Raw genomic sequence first — 22,090 nt, forward strand, 5'->3', positions numbered from 1 at the left:
AAGGACAGGCTACCTGAGCCGGGCAGCCCCATTTCCCGGTCACCGCGCGGAATATAGTGGTTTACTACTGAAGGAAGCAGTTTCAACCGAGGATAAGCCGCACATGACGCAAAGCCAGCCGAGGTCCAAGAGCCCGGCAAACTGGCACCCCGGCATGCCCGAGCGTGAGGGCCTGTGGATTTTCACGGGTATCCGCGACTTTATCGACAACATCGCCAACACCTCGCCGGCGAGGCTGGCACTGACGGCGTTCGGCGTCGTCATCATTGTCTTTACACTGCTCCTTTCCCTGCCGGCGTCCTCAGCCACCGGCGATTTCACGCCCCTGCACCAGGCCCTGTTCACCGCGGTGTCCGCCGTCTGCGTCACCGGCCTGACCGTGGTGTCCACCGCCGTGCACTGGTCCTTTTTTGGCCAGCTGGTCATCCTGGTGGGCATCTTCGTCGGCGGCCTGGGCACGCTGACCCTCGCCTCGCTGCTGGCGCTGATGGTCAGCAAGAAGCTCGGCGTGCGTGGCAAGCTCATTGCCCAGGAAGCCATGAACAACGCCGGCCGTCTCGGCGAAGTCGGCACCCTGCTGCGGATCGTCATCACCACCTCCGTGGTCATTGAGGCTGCCCTCGCCGTCGCACTGATCCCCCGCTTCCTGACGCTCGGCGAGAGCTTCGGCCAGTCGGTGTGGCACGGCGTCTTCTATGCGATCTCGTCCTTCAACAACGCCGGATTCACACCGCACTCGGACGGCATCGTCCCCTACGAGACCGATCTCTGGATCCTGGTCCCACTGATGCTCGGAGTCTTCCTGGGCAGCCTGGGGTTTCCTGTGGTGATGGTGCTGCAGCAGAACGGGCTGAACTGGAAGAAATGGAACCTGCACACCAAGCTGACCATCCAGGTGTCGTTCATCCTCCTGGCGGCCGGAACCGTGCTGTGGGGCCTGATGGAATGGGAAAACATGCGGACCATCGGTTCCATGGACATCGGCGACAAAATTACGCACTCCCTCTTCGCCTCGGTGATGACCCGGTCCGGCGGCTTCAACCTGGTCGACCAGAACCACATGGAATCCACCACCATGCTGCTTACGGACGCCCTGATGTTCGCCGGCGGCGGCTCGGCCTCCACGGCCGGCGGCATCAAGGTGACCACCATCGCCGTCATGTTCCTGGCCATCGCGGCGGAGGCCCGCGGCGACGCCGACGTGAAGGTCTACGGCCGCACCATTCCGCAGGGAACCATGCGGGTGGCCATCTCGGTGATCGTCGCCGGCGCCACCCTCGTTTCCGTTTCAGCCTTCCTGCTCCTGCACATCAGCGGGGCGTCCCTGGACCGGGTGCTCTTCGAAACCATCTCCGCCTTCGCCACCGTGGGCCTCAGCACGAACCTCAGTGCCGAGCTGCCGCCGTCGGGCGTTTATGTCCTGTCCGCGCTGATGTTCGCCGGACGCGTGGGCACCGTGACCCTCGCCGCTGCGTTGGCGTTGCGCCAGCGCAGCCAGCTGTACCACTACCCGGAAGAGAGGCCCATCATTGGCTGATTCCTCAGGCGCCGTAAATCGGCCCGCCCACAACGCCCCCGTGCTGGTGATCGGGCTGGGCCGCTTTGGCTCATCCACCGCCGAACAGCTGGTCAAGCAGGGGCGCGAGGTCCTGGCGATCGAACGCGACCGCAACCTGGTGCAGAAATGGGCACCGGTGCTCACGCACGTCGTCGAGGCCGACGCCACGAACATCGACGCCCTGCGGCAGCTCGGCGCGCAGGAGTTCAGCTCCGCCGTGGTGGGGGTGGGCACGTCCATCGAGTCGTCGGTGCTGATCACAGTGAACCTCGTGGACCTCGGGATCCAGCACCTCTGGGTCAAGGCGATCACACCGTCACATGGCAAGATCCTGACCCGCATCGGCGCCAACCACGTGATCTATCCGGAGGCCGACGCCGGCGTCAGGGCCGCGCACCTGGTGTCCGGCCGAATGCTGGACTTCATCGAGTTCGACGACGACTACGCGATCGTGAAGATGTATCCGCCGCGGGAAACCGTGGGCTTCACCCTTGACGAGTCCAAGGTCCGCTCCAAGTACGGCGTGACCATCGTCGGCGTGAAGTCACCCGGCGAAGACTTCACTTACGCCCGTCCGGAAACCAAGGTGTCCTCCCGGGACATGCTGATCGTGTCCGGCCACGTTGACCTGCTGGAACGGTTCGCCGCCCGCCCCTAGCACCCGCCCGCCCCTAGCCCCCGGCCCCCGGAGTTTTTGTCCAGATAACGGCACCATAGCGGCCACTAACGGCCATTATCTGGACAAAAACTCGTTGGTGCGGCACGGAATGTGGCTGTTGCCCGGGCGGTCAGGCGAGTTGTTTGGTGATTTCGGCGGCGCGGGCTGCAGCGGCGCGGGCGCCGTCGGCGATGATCGCAGGAAGTCCGCGTTCGTCGAAGGTGGCAATGGCGCGTTCAGTGGTGCCGTTCGGGCTTGTCACGGCCTTGCGAAGGGCAGCGGGGTCCGCGCCCGGTTCGGTGAGCATCATGCCGGCTCCCGCCACGGTTTCCCGTGCCAGCAGCAGCGACAAGTCAGGATCCAGGCCGAGTTCGACGCCGGCAGCCGCCATCGCCTCGGCCAGGTAGAACGCGTAGGCCGGACCCGAACCGCTGATGGCTGAGAGCGCATCCACCTGCTCCTCGGGCACCTCCACCACAGTTCCGGCGCCCTTGAGGATGTCTTTGGCCAGCTGCAGCTGTTCTGCCGAGCAGTTAGTTCCCGGTGAGACGGACACGACGCCGCGCCCCAGTTTGGCGGGAGTGTTCGGCATGGAGCGTATCACCGGCTGCCCCGCCGGCAGCGCGGCTTCCAGTTGGGCGATGGACACCGCGGCGGCCACGCTGATCACGATGGCTTTCGGGGAAAGGGAACCGCTGATCTCCCGCGCGAGGTCGGCAATGCCTACGGGCTTGACCCCGAGAATCACGACGTCCGAGCCGGTGGCCGCCTGCTTGTTGTTCTCCGGCTCCTCTTCCCCGGCGATGGCCGTGATGCCGGGGTGCCGCTGGGCAAGCTCGGCAGCACGCTCCGCGCGCCGGACCGTGGCGACGACGTCCGCCGGGTCTGTTCCGGCCTCCAGCATGCCGGTCATGACGGCCTCGTTCATGGATCCACAGCCAAGGAATGCGATTCGGTTGCTCATGGGTCCATCATTGCAGTTCGGCGCGCGTTGCCGCACGCGGGGGTTACAGTCCGGACCTCAACTGCGGCGGCGGGTCTCCATTCACAGCTGGCTCACATGTTCGCCGCAGCTTCTTCACAAAGTGGGCCCCTAACGTATTAATTACCTCATTGAGGGTGCGAGTGATGAGGCAAGCATGGGGATGTTTGCCCGGCACCGGTGGTCTGACGCAGGTTTCCCCCATTTTCCTGCCACGGCCGCCGGTGCTTTCTCGTTTAACGGCGCTTCTCCGAACGGTTTCAGGCGTCCCGCGCGCCGACCAGCGGATGGCTCAGGTGCTGGCGCGCGAACTCCAGCGTTTCGTTGAGCCACTGTTCGCGCTCTCCCGCAAACCTCGCCCTTCGGGTGGAAATTTCCGCCACCACCACGCCGTCGAATCCGCTCCTTGCCAGGTGCTGCAGCGCTTCCGCGCAGCCCTGGTTGCCCCGTCCGGGAATCAGATGCTCGTCCTTGCCGGAGCCCGACCCGTCCGTGAGGTGGATGTGCCTGAGCTTGCTGCCGAGGGCCTTGATCGCCTCAACACTGTTTGCCCCCGCGGTGGCGGCGTGCGAGAAATCCCACGTGACGTCGTCGTAATCCTGCCCCACGGGGTCCCAGTGCGGCAGGTACGCCACCGTCTCCCGGCCCCGCACGCGCCACGGGTACATGTTTTCGACGGCGATCCGGACCTGGTACATATCGGCGAGCTGGCGGATGCCGGCGGGAAAGTTCTCCGCGTAGTTGTTCTGCCACCGGAACGGCGGATGGACCACCACGGTGCCGCAGCCCACCTCCCGGGCCATTCGGCAGGACATCTCGATCTTGTTCCAGGCCGATCCCCACACCTTTTGCGTCAGCAGCAGCGTGGGTGCATGGATGGAGACGATGGGCTGCCGGTAGCGGTGGCTGAGCTCAAGGAGGGAGTGCGGGCTCTGGCTGGTGGTGTTGTTGGTGACCATCACTTCCACGCCGTCAAAGCCAAGGTCCTGCGCCACGGCGAAAGCATCATGCACGGTCAGCGGGTACACGGACGCGCTGGACAGCGCTACCGGAATCACCCGGTCTTCTTCAGGGGAATGTTCGACGCCGGGACTCATCTCAGTCGGCCCTCCCGCCGGAAAGGACGGCTGGGGCCGCGGCAGAGGCGGACGTGCCCGCCTCAACCGGCGGCAGCACGACGTGGTGCGCCGGTTCCAGCGGCCCTTCAAAGATCAGCTGGTCCAGCCTGCGGAGGATCAGTCCTTCCCGCAGCGCCCACGGGCAGATCTTGACCTTCTTGAATTCAAAGAGTTCCAGGGCCGCCTCGGCCACGAGCGCTCCGGCAAGGAGCTGGTTCGCGCGGGCCTCGGAGACACCGGGGAGGTGCAGCCGGTCCTCGGTCTTCATGGCGGAGATCCGCTGCGCCCAGAGGCCAAGGTCCGTGGCGCCGAGTTCGCGCTTGACGTATGGTCCGGCCGCGCTCGGTGCTGCCCCGGCGATGCGGGCCAGCGAACGGAAGGTCTTGGACGTCCCCGCCACCACGTTTGCCCGGCCGAGCTCGTTGAAGCTTCGGACGGCAGGTTTGAGGGTGGCGCGGATGTAGCGCCGGAGTTCCTTGACGCTCTTGGCCGTGGGCGGATCCTCGTGCAGCCAGTCGCGGGTGAGGCGGCTGGCGCCGAGCGGCACGGACGTAGCGAGTTCCGGCAGCTCGTCCTGGCCCAACGCCATTTCGAATGAGCCGCCGCCGATATCGAGGTTCAGGATGGGTCCGGCTCCCCAGCCATACCAGCGGCGGACGGCAAAGAACGTCATGGACGCTTCTTCGCTGCCGGTAAGTTCCTGGAGCGTCACGGTCGTTTCGTGCTTGACCCGGGCCAGCACCGCCGGGCCGTTGGTGGCTTCCCTGATGGCGGAGGTGCAGAAGGCCAGCAGGTCCTGGGCTTTGTGTTTGGCCGCGAACTCCCACGCTTCCAGGACGAATTCGATGAGTTCGTGCTGGCCGGCCTCGTTGATGTTTCCCTCGGCGTCGAGGAACTGCACCAGTGAGAGCGGGCGTTTGTGCGAGGCGAAAGGCACCGGCCGTGCGCCGGGGTGCGCATCAACCAGGAGCAGGTGGACAGTGTTTGAACCGATGTCGAGGACGCCTAGACGCATTCTGCCATTATTCACCGACAGCAAGCCGCCGGCGCAAACTGCGTCGGCGGCTTGCCGGTTCGAGTCGGGATCCCGCCGGCAACTACTCGGCCGGAGCTGCCGAATCTTCCGAGGGCTGGTCCGCGCGCTTGAAGTCGCGGCGGATGTTGGCCACGCCTTCGGGATCGATTTCGAAGCCGAAGGCGCTGCCGGGGTTGATCACCATGCCCAGCTCATCACCAAGGTTGCCGATGATCGCGGCTCCCTGGGTGCCCAGCACGTTGGGGGCTGCGTCGAGGAACTGCTGGTCCACGCGGCTCGGGTGCGAGAACACGGCCAGTACGGGCTTGCCTTCGGCGTTGGAGAGCACCAGCGGCTCCACCTGCGCGTCTTCACCCTCAAGCGCGTCGGAGCTGATGATGTAGACCTCGTTGTTGAGGAACGACAGGATGACGTCCACCGGGTTGGCATCCGGCTGGTCACCAGTGGCGAGCTTCTCTTCGAGGTCGTTCAGGGGCTGGATTTCCGCGGGTGCAGGCTGTTCAGTCATGTATCTACTCGATCACGTTGTACCCGTGGCGCGCAATTCCTTCACCATCCGCCCTGCCACTACTACTTCTTGGCGACGGCCTTCTTCTTTGCAGGGGCCTTGCGCGCCGCAGGACGCTTGGCCGGTCCCTTGGCACGCTTTTCCGCCAGGAGTTCCACAGCCTGTTCCCTGGTGAGTTCCTCCAGCGAAGTGGAGCGCGGAACAGTGATGTTGGTGATGCCGTCGGTGATGTAAGGACCGAACCGGCCTTCCTTCACCACGATGTTTTTCTCCGATACCGGGTCCGGGCCGAACTCGGCGAGCGGCGGGACGGCGGCGCGGGCACCGCGCTGCTTGGGCTGGGAGTAGATCTCCAGTGCCTGCTCCAGCGTGATCGAGAAGATTTCCTCTTCGGAGCCGATGGAGCGGGAGTCCGTGCCCTTCTTCAGGTACGGGCCGAAGCGGCCGTTCTGCACCGTGATGACGTTGCCTTCGGCATCCTCGCCGAGCACGCGCGGCAGGCTCATCAACTGCATCGCCTCGTCAAGGGTGACCGAATCCACGCTCATGGAGGCAAACAGCGAACCGGTGCGCGGCTTGGCCTTGACGGGCTTCTTCGGCGGCTTCGGCTTGCCGTTCTTGTAGTACTCCACGGGCTGGTTGGCCAGCTGTTCGTCGGTCATCTCCGGAATGATTTCCGTAACGTAAGCGCCGTAGCGGCCGTTCTTGGCCACGATCGTATGCCCGGTGTGCGGGTCCTCGCCCAGCACACGTTCCTCGGGCGCAGCCGTTTCCATCAGCTCAATGGCCTTGGCCGGTGTCAGCTCGTCCGGCGCAAGGTCCTCAGGAACGTTGGCGCGGGCGGACTCAACAACTTCTCCGGTCTTCGGATCAACCGTGGGGACGGAGCTCTCCAGGTACGGGCCGAACTTGCCGACCCTCAGGGTGATGCCCTCAGCGATCGGCACGGAATTGATTTCCTTGGCATCGATTTCGCCAAGGTTGTTCACGATGCTCAACAGGCCCGGATCGGAATCCTCGCCGTAATAGAAGTGCTTGAGCCAGGCCGCGCCCACGGCCTGGCCGTTCGCGATCTTGTCCAGGTCACCTTCCATATCAGCCGTGAACTCGTAGTCCACGTAGTCATGGAAGTGCTGTTCCAGAAGCCTGATCACCGAGAACGCGATCCAGCTCGGAACCAGCGCGGAGCCCTGCTTACGCACGTAGCCGCGGTCCTGGATGGTGGAGATGGTGGAGGCATAAGTGGACGGGCGTCCGATGCCCTTCTTTTCCAGCTCGGCTGTCAGGGAGGCTTCGGTGTAGCGCGGCGGCGGGGAGGTCTCGTGGCCCACGGCGATGATGTCCGCCGCGGTGAGGGAGTCGCCCTTGGCCACGTTGGGCAGGCGGCGGGCCTCCTCGGAGTCGTCGTCCCCTCGGCTTTCGTCCTTGCCTTCTTCGTAGGCGGCAAGGAAGCCCGGGAAGGTGATCACGGTACCCGAAGCGGAGAACTCGGCGTCCCTGCCGTCCGTGGCTGTCGCACCGAGTCGGATGGTGGCAGTGGAGCCCTTGGCGTCTGCCATCTGGGAGGCGACGGTGCGCTTCCAGATGAGCTCGTAGAGCCGGAATTCGTCGCCGGAGAGCTGCTTGGCCACCTGCGCCGGAGTCCGGAAGGAGTCGCCGGCGGGACGGATGGCCTCGTGGGCTTCCTGCGCGTTGGCAGCCTTGCCGGTGTAGACCCGGGGCGACTGCGGCACGTATTCCGGGCCGTAAAGCTCCGAGGCCTGACGCCGGGCAGCCGTGACGGCCTCGTCACTCAGCGCGGACGAGTCCGTACGCATATAGGTGATGTAGCCGTTTTCGTAGAGGCGCTGGGCCACCTGCATGGTGCTCTTGGAGGAGAAACGCAGCTTGCGGCCGGCTTCCTGCTGCAGCGTCGAAGTAGTAAACGGAGCGGCCGGACGGCGCGTGTACGGCTTCGTGTCGACGGAGCGGACCTGGAATTCCGCGGTCTGCAATCCCGCCGCCAGGGACGTGGCGAGTTCCTCGTTCAGGTGCGTGACGTTGCGCGAGGTGAGTTCGCCGTCGTCGTTGAAGTCGCGGCCGCTGGCCACCTTGGCGCCGTCGACGGCGGCCAGTTTGGCTTTGAAAGAAGCAGATGCGGAACCGGCGCCGAACTGGCCGGTGAGGTCCCAGTAGGACGCGGCCTTGAACGCCATGCGTTCCCGTTCCCGGTCCACCACCATACGGGTGACCACGGACTGGACACGGCCGGCGGACAGTCCGCGGGCCACCTTGCGCCACAGGACCGGGGAAATTTCGTAACCGTACAGGCGGTCCAGCACTCGGCGGGTTTCCTGGGCATCCACGAGGTCCTGGTCAACATCGCGCAGGTTGCCCATGGCGCGCTGGATGGCTTCCTTGGTGATTTCGCCGAAGGTCATCCGGTACACAGGCACCTTGGGCTTGAGCACTTCCAGCAGGTGCCACGCGATGGCCTCGCCCTCGCGGTCCCCATCGGTTGCGAGATAAAGTTCGTCGGCGTCCTTGAGCGCCGCTTTGAGCTCGGTCACCTTCTTCTTCTTGTCCGCGGACACAACGTAATACGGCTTGAAGTCGTGTTCGATGTCGACGGCGAACTTGCCGATGGAGGTTTTCTTGAGTTCGGCAGGGAGCTCGGACGGCTGCGGCAGATCACGGATGTGACCGATGGAGGCCTCAACGATGAAGCCCTCGCCCAGGTACTTGGCGATGGTCTTGCTCTTGGCCGGAGACTCCACAATCACGAGTTTCTTGCCGGTTTTGGCCTTGCTTGGCACGGTGCTCCTACAGAAAAAGGTTGGCTCGGGCAGATGAGCCCATACTCGCCTAGTTCACCATATTTTGCAGGATGATGCGCATTCATGTGGAAAACGGGTGCGGGGCATCACTTACGGTCGTCCGGAATTAAGGACCACATTGTGGCCATGCGCTCGGCGCCCCCGGGAACCTGGTCCGGGTCCTCCAGCTCGTATTCCTTCAGCAGGCCCAGCACCTTCGCGGTCAGCTCCGAGCGCTGCGCGGGTGTCAGGTACAGCAGGTGGCTGGAGAGCACCACTACGCCGGGCGCCTCGGTGGATTGGTCGTTGTTCCGGCGCTCGTCCCGGACCTTGGCGTAAGCACTGACCCGTCGCCGGAAGGCGTCCAGTTCCAGGTCGAGGACTGCGAACTCGGGGCTGGCCACTCCCCCGCCCGAGTTGATGGTGAAATCCGTTCCGGCGGCTCGCCAGCGGCGTTCCCGTGCATCGCCGGCAGTGGCGGCAGGCTCCACGATGCCCCACTTCTCCAAGGCACGCAGGTGGTAGCTCATCGCGCTCGGCGTCAGGCCTGTCTGCACGGCAAGCTCCGTGGCCGTCCGGCTGACCTGGGTGGAATACAGCTCGGAGATCACTTCCAGGCGTGCCGCGTGGGCCAGCGCGCGGATGGCCTTGGGATCGGTGATCTCCACCTTCTTCTCCGGCCGCACCCTGCGTCTGGCGCCCTCTTCCGGGGCGGCCGGGGCCGGCTCTGGAATTTCTGCATTCACGCCTCCATTCTATCGGCCGTTCGGCAACTCTGAAAGAAACGCTTGACATCCACTGGCGCCGGGAGTAGTTTCGCGGACATGGGGGACACGGCCGGGCGATCGCCTGCCTTATTACGAAGAGATTCAGCGCTTTGGCGAAGCCGGGACTTCCTGCTGGCAAGCAGCGCACGCTTTATGGCTGCCGCCGGCATGGGTGCTGTTGTGGTCAGCGTGATGCTGCACCTCCAATCAACTGCCGAGGCAGGCACGGTGGCCTTGGCGGGCTCCTGGCTGGTGGCCTTCTACTTGCTGTGTTCGGCCCTGCCTCTGGTGGTCCTCGCCCCCTGGGCGGGCCGGCTGGCGGACACCAGGGATTCCCGGACGCTCGCGACGGCGGCTTCCGGAGTCAGCGCCGCGGCTGTCGCCGGCATGGGCCTGAGCATGCACTACCTGGAAAACTACATCCCCGCGGTCTTCGTGCTGACTCTGGTGCTGAACGCGTGCCAGGCCGTGGCTGGCCCCACCTTTCAGGCGCTGTTGCCACGCATTGTTGGTGAAGAGCGGACACCCCGCGCAGTCGGCACCATGCAGGCGACCATCATGATCGCGGGAATGGCCGGTCCCGCTGCGGGTGGGCTGCTAAGTGGCTGGGGCGGCCCGGTACTGGTGTTTTCCGTCGCCAGCGGCTGTTACATCCTGATGGGAGCCGGCTCCTTCCTGATCCGGACCCGCCGTGGCACTGCCGCCGAACGCGCGGGCCGCGGCCAGCCCGCACTCATGGACGGGCTCCGGCTTATCAGGCGGGACAGCCTGGTGTGGGCACTCGTGCTCGGCGCCCTGTTTTTCATTGCCGTGGGGGAGGCCACCAACGTCCTTGAAGTGTTCCTGCTCCGGGGCGAGATGGGCGCCTCCGAAGAACAGTACGGCCTGCTTATTGCCGCGTTTGCGCTCGGAATGGCCGCCGGGGCCGCCCTCGCCGGGCTGATCAAGACATCCCCGCTCCGGCTCCGTGTCCTGCTGGGTTCCATGGCGCTAACGTCCGCGGTGCTGGCATTCATCGGGCTGGTGCCGACCGTGGACATCATGTTCGTCGCCTACACCGGGATGGGCGTCTCCTGCGGTGTCCTCAACGCCTGCTTCGGGGCGATCGTGATACTCCGGATGCCCGAGGAAGGCCGCGGTCAGGCGATGTCCATGATCGGCGGCCTGACCCGTGCCATCACCGTTGCAGCGCTGGCGTTGGGCGGCCTCTTAGGGGCCATGCTTCCGATCCGCTCCGGTTTCCTGCTGATCGGCGGGATTGGCGCGCTGGTGTCCCTCACCTTCGCCATCATCGTGCTCTGGCGCTTCGGTTCAAGCGATGCGGCTCCTGCCGTGCCGGGTGGTGCCGGCATCGAAGCCGCGGACCACAAAGACCTGGAAGACGGCGGTACCACACCGGCCATGCCCGGTTCAGGCCGGCAGGAGGAACCCGTCGCGGACCAGGTTACCGACTTCGGCGAGGAGCCCGTTCCGGAACGCTTCGCCGTCGAACCCGTCACCCCCGCCCAGCAGCGCTTCAAGGGCACCGATGATCTGCCCGACGGACAGATCGCCGTCGCACGCTGACACGAAACCGGCGAGTTCGGTGCTCAGCAGGTTGGTGCGCCGAAGTCCTGCGCCCTGGCGCAACAGGATCACGCCGGGGTGCTCCGCGCCCGGGCGCTGGTGCCGCTCCTCCGTGACGTCCTCTGCCACCAGTAAGTGGGTGGCGGCAAGGTTGTTGGCCGCCAGCCAGTCGGCCCGCTCCACTGCTGCGCCCAAGTGCGGACCCACTGGCTGTTCGATGGGATAGGTGATCTCCTCGAAGCGGCTGATGACCGGTGCAGCGCCGGCAGCAGGGCGGCGCAGGAAGACCATGCCGAATCCGATCCCCGCCACGTTTCGTGAGGCGAAGTCGTCCAGGTAGGCGGCGTAGGCGTCCTGGTAGTGCTGCCGGTCGCGCGATTGGGAGGCGTCCTGCAGCCAGGTTTCGGCATACTGTTCCGGCCCCACCAGTTCCCGCTGGATGAACCAGGCGTCCACCCCCGGACCAGCCCAGCTTTGCGGCCTTTCCTGCCACTCCGTGCCCGCCGCGACCTCCCAGTTGCCCAACAGCTGGGCTGTTCCGGCGGGGGCAAGGATGGACGGCAGTTCCCTGACCAGCGACGCCACAATGTCGTCTCCGGGCAGGCCGCCGTCCCGGTAGGTGAACTGGTCCGCGGCGGCCTCGCCCTGGCTCCGGGGCGTAATGACGAACGGCGGGTTGGACACCACCAGGTCAAAGGTTTCGCCGGCCACGGGTTCCAGCAGCGAGCCGAGGCGCAGGCTCACCCGGTCTTCCAGCCTGGCCGGATCGATACGGAGCGCTTCGGCGTTGAGCAGCAGGTTGAACCGTGTGAAGGCCAGCGCCCGGGCGGAGATGTCCGTGGCTGTCACGTGATCCGAGTGGTGCAAGAGGTGGAAGGACTGGATGCCGCAGCCGGTGCCCAGGTCAAGGGTCCTTGGCACCGGGCGGCGGATGGTGGTCTGCACCAGTGTTGTGGAGGCCTGCCCGATTCCCAGCACATGGTCGTGGCGGAGGACGCCGGGCTGCTGGTGCGCCGCGAGGTCGCTGGCCACCCAGAGGTCGGCGCCGGGGGCATCGGTGCCGTTCCCGCCCCACCCGTAGGGCCGCAGATCGGCTTTCGCCCTGATGGCCTCCGTGCCGGCCCCTCCCGGTGCCGAAGCTTCAACCAGCCCCAGCGTGAGGAGACCCTCCGTGCGGATCCCCGGCAGGGCGGCGTCGAGCACGTCTGCGCGCTGTGGCACCGCCAACAGCCACAGGCGTACGACGGCGGCGAGCGCCGCTGCGTCCGGGTCGCCCTTCGCGGCGGCTTCGGTGGCTATCAACGCCGGGATGAGCTGGTCGCGGCTGAGGGCTGAGTAGGCGGACTCCCCCAGCAGCCCCGCCACTCCGTCCACGGTGTAGCCGATGGCGCGCAGGTCCGTGGCGAGCGCGGAGAGTAGTTCCGGGAGGTCGCTGCGCGGGGCGTCGGAAGTGTTGCCGGCCGTGAAGTGCATCGCTGTTTCAGTCACTGTGCAAGTCTATGGTTCGGGCCGCGCCGGCCGGCCCGCGATCATCAGGCTCGCACCGCGTACGGCGGAATTGTCGGCAGCACCACCTATGCTTCAGAGCATGAGCCGCAAAAGTGTGATCTTCGTTGACGCAGGTTTTCTCCTGGCCACGGGCGGTCTTCGGGTCACGGGGAATTCGCTGCGTTCTGCGTTTTCCGTCCAGTACAAAAGCCTCGCGGACGGCATCCAGTCTTTTGTGAGCGAGCGCGACAGCCGGGATCTGCTGAGGATGTACTGGTATGACGCCGCCAAGGATGGCGTGTTCAGCGACGAACACAAGCGGATCGGCCTGCTTCCGGGCGTCAAGGTACGGCTGGGGCGGATGTCCTACAACGGCGAGCAGAAGGGTGTGGACCTCAAGCTCGGCCTGGACCTTGTGGGGGTCGCCCGGAACCGTTCGGCCGACGTCGCCTATCTGCTCTCCGGCGACGACGACCTCGCCGAAGCGGTGGAAGCGGCCCAAGACCTCGGCATGAAGGTGGTGCTGCTGGGGATCGAGAACCAGGGCCACCGACTGGGAGTCACTGCGGTGGCCGAGCACCTGGCCCTGCAGGTGGACGACATCGCCACCCTGCCGCAATCGCTCCTGGACCGCTGCTTTGCCAAGTCGGCCCCGGTGGTTGCCGCCTATGCTGCCGCGTCCTCTGAATCCGGGGTTGAAGTCAGCGTGTCCGGCAACGGCGCGGGTCCCGCTCCCGGCACGCGACCTCTCCCGGGGCCGGGCATGGTTCCCGCCCTGGGAGCTGTAGCGGCCGAAGAGGGAGAGACACCTGCCGATGCGGAAGCTGCCGCCGACGCCGGCACGGAGGCCGCCGAATCCCCCGCGGCTGCAGCGCGCGCCGCTGCTTCCGTTGCCGCCGGACCGACGGGTCCGTCAGGGAGGCCGGTGCCCACGCCGGGTCCGAGGCGCGTGCCGCAGGACGTGCGGCCAGTGCCGGCAGCCGGCGCCGTGCGGCGGGAACCCGTGTATTCCACGGCAACCGGCGCACCTGCAGCCCAAAGCCCCTGGTTCGACCTCGTGGAGAGTGCCGAAGCAGTGGCTGTCAGCCTCGCGGACAACTGGCACGGCAGCGTCAGCCAGCGTGAACTGAGCGAACTCCTTGCCGAACGCCCGCTGCTCCCGCCGACCATAGACCGGGTCCTGATCAAGGACTGTGCCGCGAAGATCGGTGAGGCGAAGACCGACCTCCAGGACATCCGCAAGGCCATCCGGGCAGCGTTCTGGCGCCGACTCGATGAGCTCGTGTAGCAGCACCGGTCACAGCATTAGGCAGTGAGCGCCGGGCGGCGCCGAGCGGTCAACTCCAGGCCCGCCAGGGGTCCGGGCGGGACCGTCGCAACGGGTAAGTTGGAAGTATGTTTCCACGTACCCCCGGGCCCCGGCGGCCCGCGCTGAGTCGCGTCGCCGGCACGGCGGCCGCGGCCGCCTGCCTCGTAATTGCCGCCTCCGCCTGCTCGTCAGCCGTATCGATCGAGAATGCCGACGTTCCCGCCTGGCGGGCCACGGCCCTGCCGACAGCCAGCGGAACCGTCCTTGAGGACGCCGGCAAGATCCTCAACCGTGAGCCGCTGGTCAAGGACGCGGCGGACGTTCCGGCCGGTGTGTACACCCTGACCATGACGTGCGACGGCGGAGGCAAGGCCTTCTTCACCGTCACCGCAGGCAGCACGAAGCTCGCCGAAGCGGGCGCCGCCTGCAACGGCAGCCGCGAGCGCGCCAGGATAACTGTGCCCGCCGCCGGCCGCGTGCAGGTCAGCACGGCCAGCGTGGATGCACCGCTCATCTACGCCTATCACCTGGCGGCAGGGAGCTAGCTTCGGCTGGCGGTGGTGTGACTTGCACCGTCCGCGCGGGTGCGTATGCTCAAGGGCATGTCAGCTCTTTGGGGGAAGCGGATGTCGGGCGTCAGGGCGATCATTCCTGTACTGATCCTGCCCGCGGCGGCGCTGGGAGGTTGTGAATACCCGGACGACCGTGAGGCGGGCGTCGGGACGGGCGTCGCTGCATCCCCGCCGCCGTCGGACACCAGCCCGGAAAGCCGGGTCACGCCCCACAGCCAGCAGGCCTACATTGATGCACTGTCGGAACTGCTTGGACCGCCGGGCGACGACGGCCTTCCTTATGCTGCCGGGAACGCGGCGTCCTGGGTGGCGGACATTTCCGCAGGAGAATATTTCCTGACAGCTGCCTGCGTGGCCGCGCCGGGTGCCGAGCTCACGGTGCAGTCAGGCAGTGCCGAGCCGGAACGCACATCATTCAGGTGCGGCATGGGCAAGGTGGTGTACCTGGATCACAAAGGCGGCCCCATCAACGCCCGGGTTGTTCCGTCCCCGGATGCGCCGTATGGGTACACAGGCCTCAGGCTGGACCCGGACCCAGCTCCCCGGGGCCCGTCCGCCGCTGCAACGACTGCCTGGGCGGCCGGGATGCTCGGCGCCGAACGACCAGGCGAATTCCGGGGCTACCCCTGGACAGGCAAGTGGCATCATTCCGGCCCGGTCGAGGTGCCGGGGATGCTCACCATGACGTTCATTTGCCAAGGCCCGGCCACCGTCGACGTCACCGTTCTCCAGCCCAGGGGTGAGGACCTTTTCTCCGGCACCGTTCCCTGCGGCGGGCCGTTTCCCGCGGACGTTCCGGTCGGTCGGGAGGGTGTCATGGTGATGGTGGACTCGAACAACTATCCCGTCCAGGCCGCCTACAGCCTGATGCCCGTCGCCGGAAGCGGGCAGTAGTGGCGGTCCACGCGCCAAAACGCGCGGCATTCCTGGCCGCTGCCCTGCTCGCCGCCGGCGTGGCCGGGTGTGAGTACGCGAACGACGTCGGGCCGGACCCGTCGCGACCGTCCGGGACGGGAACCCCCGCGGCAGCCGACCCCTTTCCGCTCGCCTCCGTCGATCCCGAATTTGAGGCTGAACTGCAACGCAACATGGCCGCCGTCGAACTGATCCTGGCTGACGTCCCGGCGGGTGCGGGCGGGGCCTCGGGCGGCATCAGCGGGCATGGTGCCGCCGGAGGCGGCTTGACGTACAACGGCGTCCTCACGAACGCGGGCACGTACACTGTGACGGCGGCTTGTACGGGCGCAGTGGAAGCGCAGTTGGTGGTCACCTCGCGCGGAGTAGCGGGCAGCTCCGAGGCCATCGATGTGCCGTGCGGGGAACCGGTCAGGCGGCAGCTTCAGCTTGGCACCGGGCCCGTAACTGCCTACCTGGTTAGTCCGGACGAAAGCCGGGTGCACAAAGCAGCTGTGGGCGCTGTACGCATCGGCTCATCGCCCTGACAGCACGCCCTGACACCGGGTTGTTGTGGTGCGGTCCCGGGGCTCTGGTTTGACGGTGGCGGCGGGCCTAGAGTCGGAGTATGCACAATGTGCAGGCACCCCCGGTGCCACGACGGACGGCCGCGGCGGCCGCCGTCGTGCTTTCCGGGGTGCTGGCCGCCGGAGTTGCGCTGAGCGGTTGCGAGTACGTGTACGACGACGGCCGCGGACCGTTGCCCACTGCGACGTCGCCGCCGTTCACGGACGCCGCGCTCCCGCAGGACCCCCGGCGGAACCTCCCGGTGACCGGGGCGGAACTTGACGCCTGGGTTGAGCGGGTCCTTCCGGACACGGCGGGCCAGGTCTTCCACACGGGCTTCGGCCTGCTCAAGGCGGGCACCACACGCCAGGAGAGCACAGGGCATCTGCCCAGCGGGACGTACTCGCTGACGCTTGCCTGCAAGAGCCCGCGTAGGGTGTCGTTCACGGTGCGCAACGCGGAACTGGCGCTCGTGGACCTGAGCCTGCGGTGCGGAACGTCCAGGGTGAACGTGATCTATGTTTCCGAGGACGCCGTGCTCAGCGTGGAGGTGGCGGCCCAGGCCGCTGCGAACTTCGCCTACCGGTTCAGCCGGATCTGAACACCGGGCTGCTCAGAATACCGGCTATGCGGCGCATCCTTCCGGGCACCGGAGGGTCTCCGGGCTCGAGGCGCAGTCCTGGCAGTACAGCGTGAGGGTGCGGCAGCTCGGGTTGGAGCAATTCTCGAACTTGCTAGTGGGGGCCGAACAGCGTACACATTCACCGATGGTCTTGGCGTCCTCGCTGAATTCGAGGTGCATCCGCTTGTCGAAGACGTAGAGGGAACCCTCCCAGAGGCCCTGGTCCTTGAAGGTTTCGCCATAGCGGACGATCCCGCCGTCGAGCTGGTAGACCTCCTTGAACCCCCGGTTCACCATGAGGCTGGAGAGTACTTCGCAGCGGATGCCGCCGGTGCAGTAGGTCACCACGGGCTTGTCCTTGAGGGCGTCGTACTTGCCGGACTCCAGTTCCTTGATGAAGTCGTGGGTGGTGGCCACGTCCGGAACGATGGCGTCCTTGAACTTGCCGATCTGGGCTTCGAACGCGTTGCGGCCGTCGAAGAACACCACGTCCTCGCCGCTTTCCTTCTTGGCGTCCACCAACTGGTGGAGTTCCTCAGGCTTGAGGTGTGTGCCTCCGCCCACTACGCCGTCGGCATTGACCTTGAGTTCTCCGGGGGCCCCGAAGGACACGATCTCGTCCCGGACTTTGACACTGAGGCGGGGGAAGTCGGCAGCTCCGCCGTCGGACCACTTGACGTCAATTCCGTGGAAGCCCTTGTATTCGCGTGTTGTCTTCACGTACTGCTTAACGGCGTTCAGCTCGCCGCCTACCGTCGCGTTGATGCCGTCCTTGGAGATGAGGATGCGTCCGGTCAGGCCCAGCTTCTCGCAGAGGGCGCGCTGCCAGAGGCGCACGGCGTCGGGGTCGGCGAGCGGAGTAAAGCCGTAAAAGAGCACAATTCGGTTCAAAGCCACGTATTTAAGGGTACTTGCTGTCTGAAAGCGCCCGAAACGGGGCCTTAGACCCTACCGGCGGCGTCGGTCACAATTCGATAAGCAAGACTGTTTCCCGAACCCTGCCCCCTGTTGCTTAGGGCACCGCTGGAATACTCTCATCACATGAGCCCAGACGCCATGGTTGAAGACATCACCCGCCTCGTGGAAATCTGGGTGACCGGATGGGCCGGTTGCCGAGGCTACGAGACGCGGATGGAAGGCCGCTTCCCGGCGGTCCTGCGCGCGGACACCACCGGAGACTGGGAATACTTCGCCCACGATCCGTCGGACACCGAATTCTCCGAGCTTGCAGCCAGGACTGCTGAAGCACCGGCACGGATCCTGACCGTCCTCACCAACGATGTGCAGCGGTATTCCTACCTGGCCCAGCAGGTGGGCCTCAAAGTTACCTCCGCCTCCCAGACCATGATGATCGTGGACATGGAAACCCAGGACTCCGAAGACCCCTGGCTCTCGGATGATGACCTGAAACTGACCACATCCAAGAGCGACGGCGTCCACCATGCCGTGGTGCGCGCCGGCGAATCCCTGGCGGCGAGCGGACGCGTATTCGTGGTGGGCCACACGGCGGTATTCGACAAGATCGTCACCGAACCGGCCTATCAGCGGCGCGGGCTGGGCAGTTTCATCATGAAGGCGTTGGCGGCGCAGGCCTTCGAACACGATGTAGAAAACGGCCTGTTGCTGGCGTCCCTGGACGGTCAGAAGCTGTATTCGCACCTGGGCTGGACAACGCTGTGCCATGTGCTCATGCTGTCCGCCTCCGACGAGGGCGCCGACCTTTCCGTCGGCTGACCCTGCGTCCGGCACGTCGGCTGCCCCTGCCGGCGCTGCCGACTGCTGATGCTGCCAGGTGCTGATCCGGGCTTCTCCTGCGGGCGATTTGAGCCCGGATGAAACAATATTGAAGTGAACCCGCATGACTCCCTGATTCCGCTGCTGGGCCGTGGCCCGGACCCGGAGCAGCTGCGTCATGTCCGCACCATTCCCGCCCGACAGGCCGTGAACGAGCCCTGGCCGGAATGGGCCCACCCCGATCTCATCGAAGCCTACGGCTCCCTGGGCATCCACGAGCCGTACCGTCACCAGATCCAGGCAGCGAACCTTGCCCACGGTGGCGAACATGTGGTGATCGCCACCGGCACCGCCTCCGGTAAATCGCTGGCCTATCAGCTGCCTGCCCTGGACGCCATCCACCGCTCGGAACTGCGGGTGCTATCCGAGCCGGGGAAAATCCACGACGACGGTGCGGTGGCCCTGTACCTCTCCCCCACCAAGGCACTGGCTGCCGACCAGCTCGCGGCCATCCGCTCGCTCAGGCTCCCGACTGTCCGGGCAGAAACGTACGACGGTGACACTGACCCGGCGTCGCGGCGCTGGATCCGGGACCACGCAAACCTGATCCTGGCCAACCCCGACATGCTGCACTTCGGCATCCTGCCCAACCACGCCTGGTGGGCCAGCTTCTTCCGCCGGCTCAAGTACGTCATCGTGGACGAGGCCCACAGCTACCGGGGCGTCTTCGGCTCCCACGTGGCCAACCTGATGCGCCGGCTGCGGCGCATCTGCGCCTACTACAGCGCCAATACCTCCCAACCCGGTCCAGTGTTCATCGCAGCCTCGGCAACGGCATCCGAACCGGGAACGTCTTTCGGCCGGCTCATCGGCGCACCCGTCCGGGCCGTGTCCGAGGATTCCTCACCCCACGGCTCCACTACCGTGGCCTTCTGGGAGCCGGCACTCACGGAGCTGCGCGGCGAGAACGGCGCCAAAGAACGCAGGACCGCCGTGGCCGAAACCGCCGACTTATTGGCCAACCTTGTCTCCTCCCGTATCCGGACTATTGCGTTCATCAAGTCCCGGCGCGGGGCTGAGACCATTTCCGCCATTACCAAGCGGCTCCTGGACGAGGTGGATCCCAGCCTCCCCCAGCGGGTGGCGGCGTACCGTTCCGGCTACCTGCCCGAGGAGCGGCGGGCGCTGGAGAAGGCCCTGAGGTCAGGGGAACTCCTCGGTGTCTCCAGCACGTCCGCCCTCGAACTCGGGATCGACATCTCCGGGCTCGACGCCGTCCTGGTTGCCGGCTGGCCCGGCACCAGGGCGTCCCTCTTCCAGCAAATCGGCCGGGCGGGGCGCGCCGGCCAGGACGCCATCGCCGCTTTCGTGGCCAGCGACGATCCGCTGGACACTTACCTGGTGAACCATCCGGAAGCCATCTTTGATGTCTCCGTGGAAGCCACGGTGTTTGATCCCTCCAATCCGTACGTGCTCGGACCCCATCTGTGCGCCGCCGCAGCCGAACTGCCCCTCGGTTACGCGGAGCTTGATCTGTTCGGCCCGACGTCGGAGAAACTGCTGGACCAGCTCGTGTCGCAGGGCTACCTCCGCAAACGTCCGGCGGGCTGGTTCTGGACGCACCCGCAGAGCGCGGCGGCCATGGTGAACCTGAGGGCCGACGGCGGCGGTCCGGTGAGCATCGTCGACGCCGACACGGGTTCCCTGCTTGGGACCATGGACTCGCCCCAGACGCACTACCAGGCCCACACGGGTGCCGTCTATGTGCATCAAGGCGACAGCTACGTGGTGGAAGACCTGAACGAGGCGGACCACTGCGTGATGGTGCGCCGGGCCAACCCCGACTACTACACGACGGCCCGTGACGTGACCCAGATCGACGTCCTGGAGACGCAGCGGACAGCTCAGTGGGGCGACGTCGCCGTGCACTTCGGGGACGTGAAGGTGACAACACAGGTGGTCTCCTTCCAGCGCAAAGCACTGATTTCGAATGAGATCCTGGGCGAGGAACCCTTGGAGCTCGGCGCCAGGGACCTGTTCACGAAGGCTGTCTGGTTCGTCGTGGACAACCGTTCGCTGACGGGTGCCGGACTGATCGAAGCCCAGTTCCCCGGCGCACTGCATGCAGCCGAACACGCTGCGATCGGGCTGCTCCCGCTCGTGGCGTCCAGCGACCGCTGGGACATCGGCGGTGTATCCACCGCCATCCACGCCGACACCGGGGTGCCCACGATCTTTGTGTACGACGGGCACCCCGGCGGCGCCGGCTTTGCCGAACGCGGCTTCGACAAAGCCAAGGTGTGGCTTTCCGCCACCCGTGACGCCATCGCAGCCTGCGAGTGCGACGCCGGGTGCCCGTCCTGCGTTCAGTCGCCCAAATGCGGCAACAAGAACAACCCGCTGGACAAGGCGGCGGCCATCACCCTGATCGACGTCCTCCTGAAGGACGCCACCGAACAGCCGGATGCTGCCCGGGCGGAAGAGCACGCAACCCCGTTCTGAGCCGGCTGATCGCTGCGCGGTCATCGAAGGGCGGTCATGAAAGGGCGGCTTATGGTGCGCGGCTTTTGGTGCGCGGTCATGGCGGCGGTCCCGCCCTGGAGTGGCCGGTAGCGGCGCCGAACATACTTCTGTCCAGGAGTTCCGTCCGGACCTCCATGGTGTCACCTCCCCCTTCAATGCAACGGGCTATTTCCGCCCCGTGCCGGGCCGCAACGTCGGCTGCAACGGAGCACGGCACACCCTGGGTGATCCCGCGCAGCGCGTCGGCTGCCGCGAGCGCGGCGAGGTCGGCGGCCGCAGCTGCCCTGGACGCCATCACGGCGGACTGGGCCAGCAGCAACATGAGCGCCATGGCAACCATCACCACCATTCCGAGCCCGGCGGCCAGAACTGTTCCGGATCCACGCTCACGGGCAGTCCGCCGGGGGCTGTGTTGCAGATGCTCCGTCTGAGGGATGCCCTGGCCCGGACTCCTCCCGGCGGTCACGAGGCCGCAGCTTCCGGACGGTGCTCCCGAGCCGGTACGGGCAATACAATTCCGCTCAATGCAAGGACGGGCAACGCCGCCATGGACGGGCTCTCCGCCGGATGCAGGCTTGCGGACCGGGCGGTTTCTCCCCGTGCCAGGGCCCGAGCGGAGAGCGTCCACGGCATCATTGACCCGACAGGGCCGGAGACCTTGCCTGAAACGGTGACGCTCAGCCATTCGCCCTCGGCCACAATCGACGATGACGCCGAGGCACCGGCAAGCTGCCGAACTATCCCCTGCACAGCTCCGGCGTCCTCACCGCGCGCCAGCGCCCTCGCCCCGGCCCGTGCCGCCTCCTCGAGCCGGAGCTGGGTAATCCCGGCCGCCGAGCCCGCGAGCAGGAGGGCCAGGAGCAGAAGGACCGCCGGCAGGGCCACCGCGAACTCGGCAGTGACAGCTCCACGATCCTTCCCCGAACCGCGGACCCCCTTCAGCGTTTCCCGGCCGCGCACGCCCGTCGTCATGGCAACGCCAGCGCCGTCCGGATCAGGGTCAACAGAAATCCCCTGACTTCATCACTGCGAAGGATGAACACCAGTATCCCGGCAAAACCCACGGCGGCGAGGGTGGCGATGGCATATTCCGCGGTGGCCATTCCCACCTCGGATCCCATCAGCCGTCTACGCGTCCGGGCCGCCGCGGGCGCCGCGTCCCTGGCCCCGGGGTAGAGCTCCACGACGTCCGCATCTGCGGGACCGGAGGGTTCGGGCTGGGCGTACGAACGGCGGTTGGAAGTGGTTGACATGGCAGTTCCTTTCATTTTGTCCGGCTGATTTGCCGGCTGCTTCGACTCTCCCGGCTAGCCCCAAGGGAGATAAGGGAGAAATTCGGCTAAGTGGAAAAGCCGGGTTCGCGGCGGCTGTGGAGGAACACTTGGGCACCATG

20 protein-coding genes and 1 pseudogene are annotated in these 22,090 nt (G+C 66.2%); 10 read left to right on the plus strand and 11 right to left on the minus strand.

Features of this window, described 5'->3' with window-relative positions:
- Positions 1-103: 103 nt before the first annotated feature.
- Both RW112_RS05460 and RW112_RS05465 read left to right on the plus strand, forming a co-directional pair.
- Positions 104-1,537 carry a TrkH family potassium uptake protein gene (locus RW112_RS05460; protein ID WP_317780753.1) on the plus strand — a complete coding sequence of 478 codons (1,434 nt, stop codon included), beginning with the start codon at positions 104-106 and terminating at the stop codon, positions 1,535-1,537.
- The gene (locus tag RW112_RS05465; RefSeq protein ID WP_305942151.1) at positions 1,530-2,216 is read left to right on the plus strand and encodes a potassium channel family protein; all 687 of its coding nucleotides are present in this window, start codon (positions 1,530-1,532) and stop codon (positions 2,214-2,216) included. The genes RW112_RS05460 and RW112_RS05465 overlap by 8 nt, the downstream gene beginning before the upstream one ends.
- A 130-nt stretch (positions 2,217-2,346) precedes the next feature.
- Here the strand turns inward: RW112_RS05465 and proC are convergent, their stop codons facing one another.
- The 6 genes from proC to RW112_RS05495 all read right to left on the minus strand — a co-directional run bounded on the left by proC (position 2,347) and on the right by RW112_RS05495 (position 9,401).
- Positions 2,347-3,180 (minus strand): pyrroline-5-carboxylate reductase, encoded by an 834-nt coding sequence (proC, locus tag RW112_RS05470; RefSeq protein WP_317780754.1) that lies wholly within the window; start codon positions 3,178-3,180, stop codon positions 2,347-2,349.
- 278 nt (positions 3,181-3,458) lie between these two features.
- Positions 3,459-4,295 carry a sugar phosphate isomerase/epimerase family protein gene (locus RW112_RS05475; RefSeq protein WP_317780755.1) on the minus strand — a complete coding sequence of 279 codons (837 nt, stop codon included), beginning with the start codon at positions 4,293-4,295 and terminating at the stop codon, positions 3,459-3,461.
- A 1-nt stretch (position 4,296) separates the two neighbouring features.
- Complete coding sequence (locus RW112_RS05480; protein ID WP_317780756.1) at positions 4,297-5,331, minus strand: Ppx/GppA phosphatase family protein; 1,035 nt, start codon at positions 5,329-5,331, stop codon at positions 4,297-4,299.
- Positions 5,332-5,413: 82 nt separating this feature from the next.
- Positions 5,414-5,860 carry an SseB family protein gene (locus RW112_RS05485; RefSeq protein ID WP_305942155.1) on the minus strand — a complete coding sequence of 149 codons (447 nt, stop codon included), beginning with the start codon at positions 5,858-5,860 and terminating at the stop codon, positions 5,414-5,416.
- 62 nt (positions 5,861-5,922) lie between these two features.
- Positions 5,923-8,655 carry a type I DNA topoisomerase gene (gene topA, locus RW112_RS05490; RefSeq protein WP_317780757.1) on the minus strand — a complete coding sequence of 911 codons (2,733 nt, stop codon included), beginning with the start codon at positions 8,653-8,655 and terminating at the stop codon, positions 5,923-5,925.
- 107 nt (positions 8,656-8,762) lie between these two features.
- A complete protein-coding gene (locus tag RW112_RS05495) occupies positions 8,763-9,401 on the minus strand; it encodes a winged helix-turn-helix domain-containing protein (protein ID WP_317780758.1) in 639 nt (212 codons plus the stop codon).
- Positions 9,402-9,590: 189 nt separating this feature from the next.
- On the opposite strand from RW112_RS05495, the pseudogene RW112_RS05500 reads away from it, so the two are divergent.
- Positions 9,591-10,733 (plus strand): annotated as a pseudogene (locus RW112_RS05500) (MFS transporter); the annotation flags it as partial.
- A gap of 99 nt (positions 10,734-10,832) precedes the next feature.
- On the opposite strand, the gene RW112_RS05505 reads toward RW112_RS05500, so the two are convergent.
- Positions 10,833-12,461, minus strand: coding sequence for a methyltransferase (locus RW112_RS05505; protein ID WP_317780838.1), 1,629 nt, complete (start codon positions 12,459-12,461; stop codon positions 10,833-10,835).
- A 115-nt stretch (positions 12,462-12,576) separates the two neighbouring features.
- On the opposite strand from RW112_RS05505, the gene RW112_RS05510 reads away from it, so the two are divergent.
- The 5 genes from RW112_RS05510 to RW112_RS05530 all read left to right on the plus strand — a co-directional run bounded on the left by RW112_RS05510 (position 12,577) and on the right by RW112_RS05530 (position 16,419).
- Entirely contained in the window at positions 12,577-13,764 is a 1,188-nt protein-coding gene (locus tag RW112_RS05510; protein ID WP_317780759.1) for an NYN domain-containing protein, read from the plus strand.
- Between the two features lie 107 nt (positions 13,765-13,871).
- A complete protein-coding gene (locus tag RW112_RS05515; protein WP_317780760.1) occupies positions 13,872-14,330 on the plus strand; it encodes a hypothetical protein in 459 nt (152 codons plus the stop codon).
- Positions 14,331-14,387: 57 nt separating this feature from the next.
- Positions 14,388-15,251: a hypothetical protein gene (locus RW112_RS05520; protein WP_317780761.1), complete on the plus strand. Its 864-nt coding sequence runs from the start codon at positions 14,388-14,390 to the stop codon at positions 15,249-15,251.
- Positions 15,251-15,799 (plus strand): hypothetical protein, encoded by a 549-nt coding sequence (locus tag RW112_RS05525; RefSeq protein ID WP_317780762.1) that lies wholly within the window; start codon positions 15,251-15,253, stop codon positions 15,797-15,799. Before RW112_RS05520 ends, RW112_RS05525 begins: the two co-directional genes overlap by 1 nt.
- An 80-nt stretch (positions 15,800-15,879) precedes the next feature.
- Entirely contained in the window at positions 15,880-16,419 is a 540-nt protein-coding gene (locus tag RW112_RS05530) for a hypothetical protein (RefSeq protein WP_317780763.1), read from the plus strand.
- A 24-nt stretch (positions 16,420-16,443) separates the two neighbouring features.
- On the opposite strand, the gene RW112_RS05535 is transcribed toward RW112_RS05530, so the two are convergent.
- Positions 16,444-17,337 carry a rhodanese-related sulfurtransferase gene (locus RW112_RS05535; protein ID WP_317780764.1) on the minus strand — a complete coding sequence of 298 codons (894 nt, stop codon included), beginning with the start codon at positions 17,335-17,337 and terminating at the stop codon, positions 16,444-16,446.
- 144 nt (positions 17,338-17,481) lie between these two features.
- Between RW112_RS05535 and RW112_RS05540 the strand changes: the two genes are divergently transcribed.
- Positions 17,482-18,174 (plus strand): GNAT family N-acetyltransferase, encoded by a 693-nt coding sequence (locus RW112_RS05540; protein ID WP_305942164.1) that lies wholly within the window; start codon positions 17,482-17,484, stop codon positions 18,172-18,174.
- Positions 18,175-18,288: 114 nt separating this feature from the next.
- On the plus strand, positions 18,289-20,676 hold the full coding sequence (locus RW112_RS05545) for a DEAD/DEAH box helicase (RefSeq protein ID WP_317780765.1): 2,388 nt from the start codon (positions 18,289-18,291) through the stop codon (positions 20,674-20,676).
- Positions 20,677-20,752: 76 nt separating this feature from the next.
- Here RW112_RS05545 and RW112_RS05550 read toward each other — a convergent pair whose 3' ends face one another.
- From RW112_RS05550 to RW112_RS05560, 3 genes are read right to left on the minus strand one after another with little or no spacing between them, the layout of a single operon-like run.
- Positions 20,753-21,163, minus strand: coding sequence for an Rv3654c family TadE-like protein (locus tag RW112_RS05550; protein WP_317780766.1), 411 nt, complete (start codon positions 21,161-21,163; stop codon positions 20,753-20,755).
- On the minus strand, positions 21,160-21,669 hold the full coding sequence (locus RW112_RS05555; protein ID WP_317780767.1) for a TadE family type IV pilus minor pilin: 510 nt from the start codon (positions 21,667-21,669) through the stop codon (positions 21,160-21,162). Before RW112_RS05555 ends, RW112_RS05550 begins: the two co-directional genes overlap by 4 nt.
- On the minus strand, positions 21,666-21,950 hold the full coding sequence (locus tag RW112_RS05560) for a DUF4244 domain-containing protein (RefSeq protein WP_317780768.1): 285 nt from the start codon (positions 21,948-21,950) through the stop codon (positions 21,666-21,668). Before RW112_RS05560 ends, RW112_RS05555 begins: the two co-directional genes overlap by 4 nt.
- Between the last annotated feature and the right edge of the window lie 140 nt (positions 21,951-22,090).

This window comes from Arthrobacter sp. B10-11 (genome assembly GCF_033142195.1).
Classification (GTDB): domain Bacteria; phylum Actinomycetota; class Actinomycetes; order Actinomycetales; family Micrococcaceae; genus Arthrobacter; species Arthrobacter oryzae_C.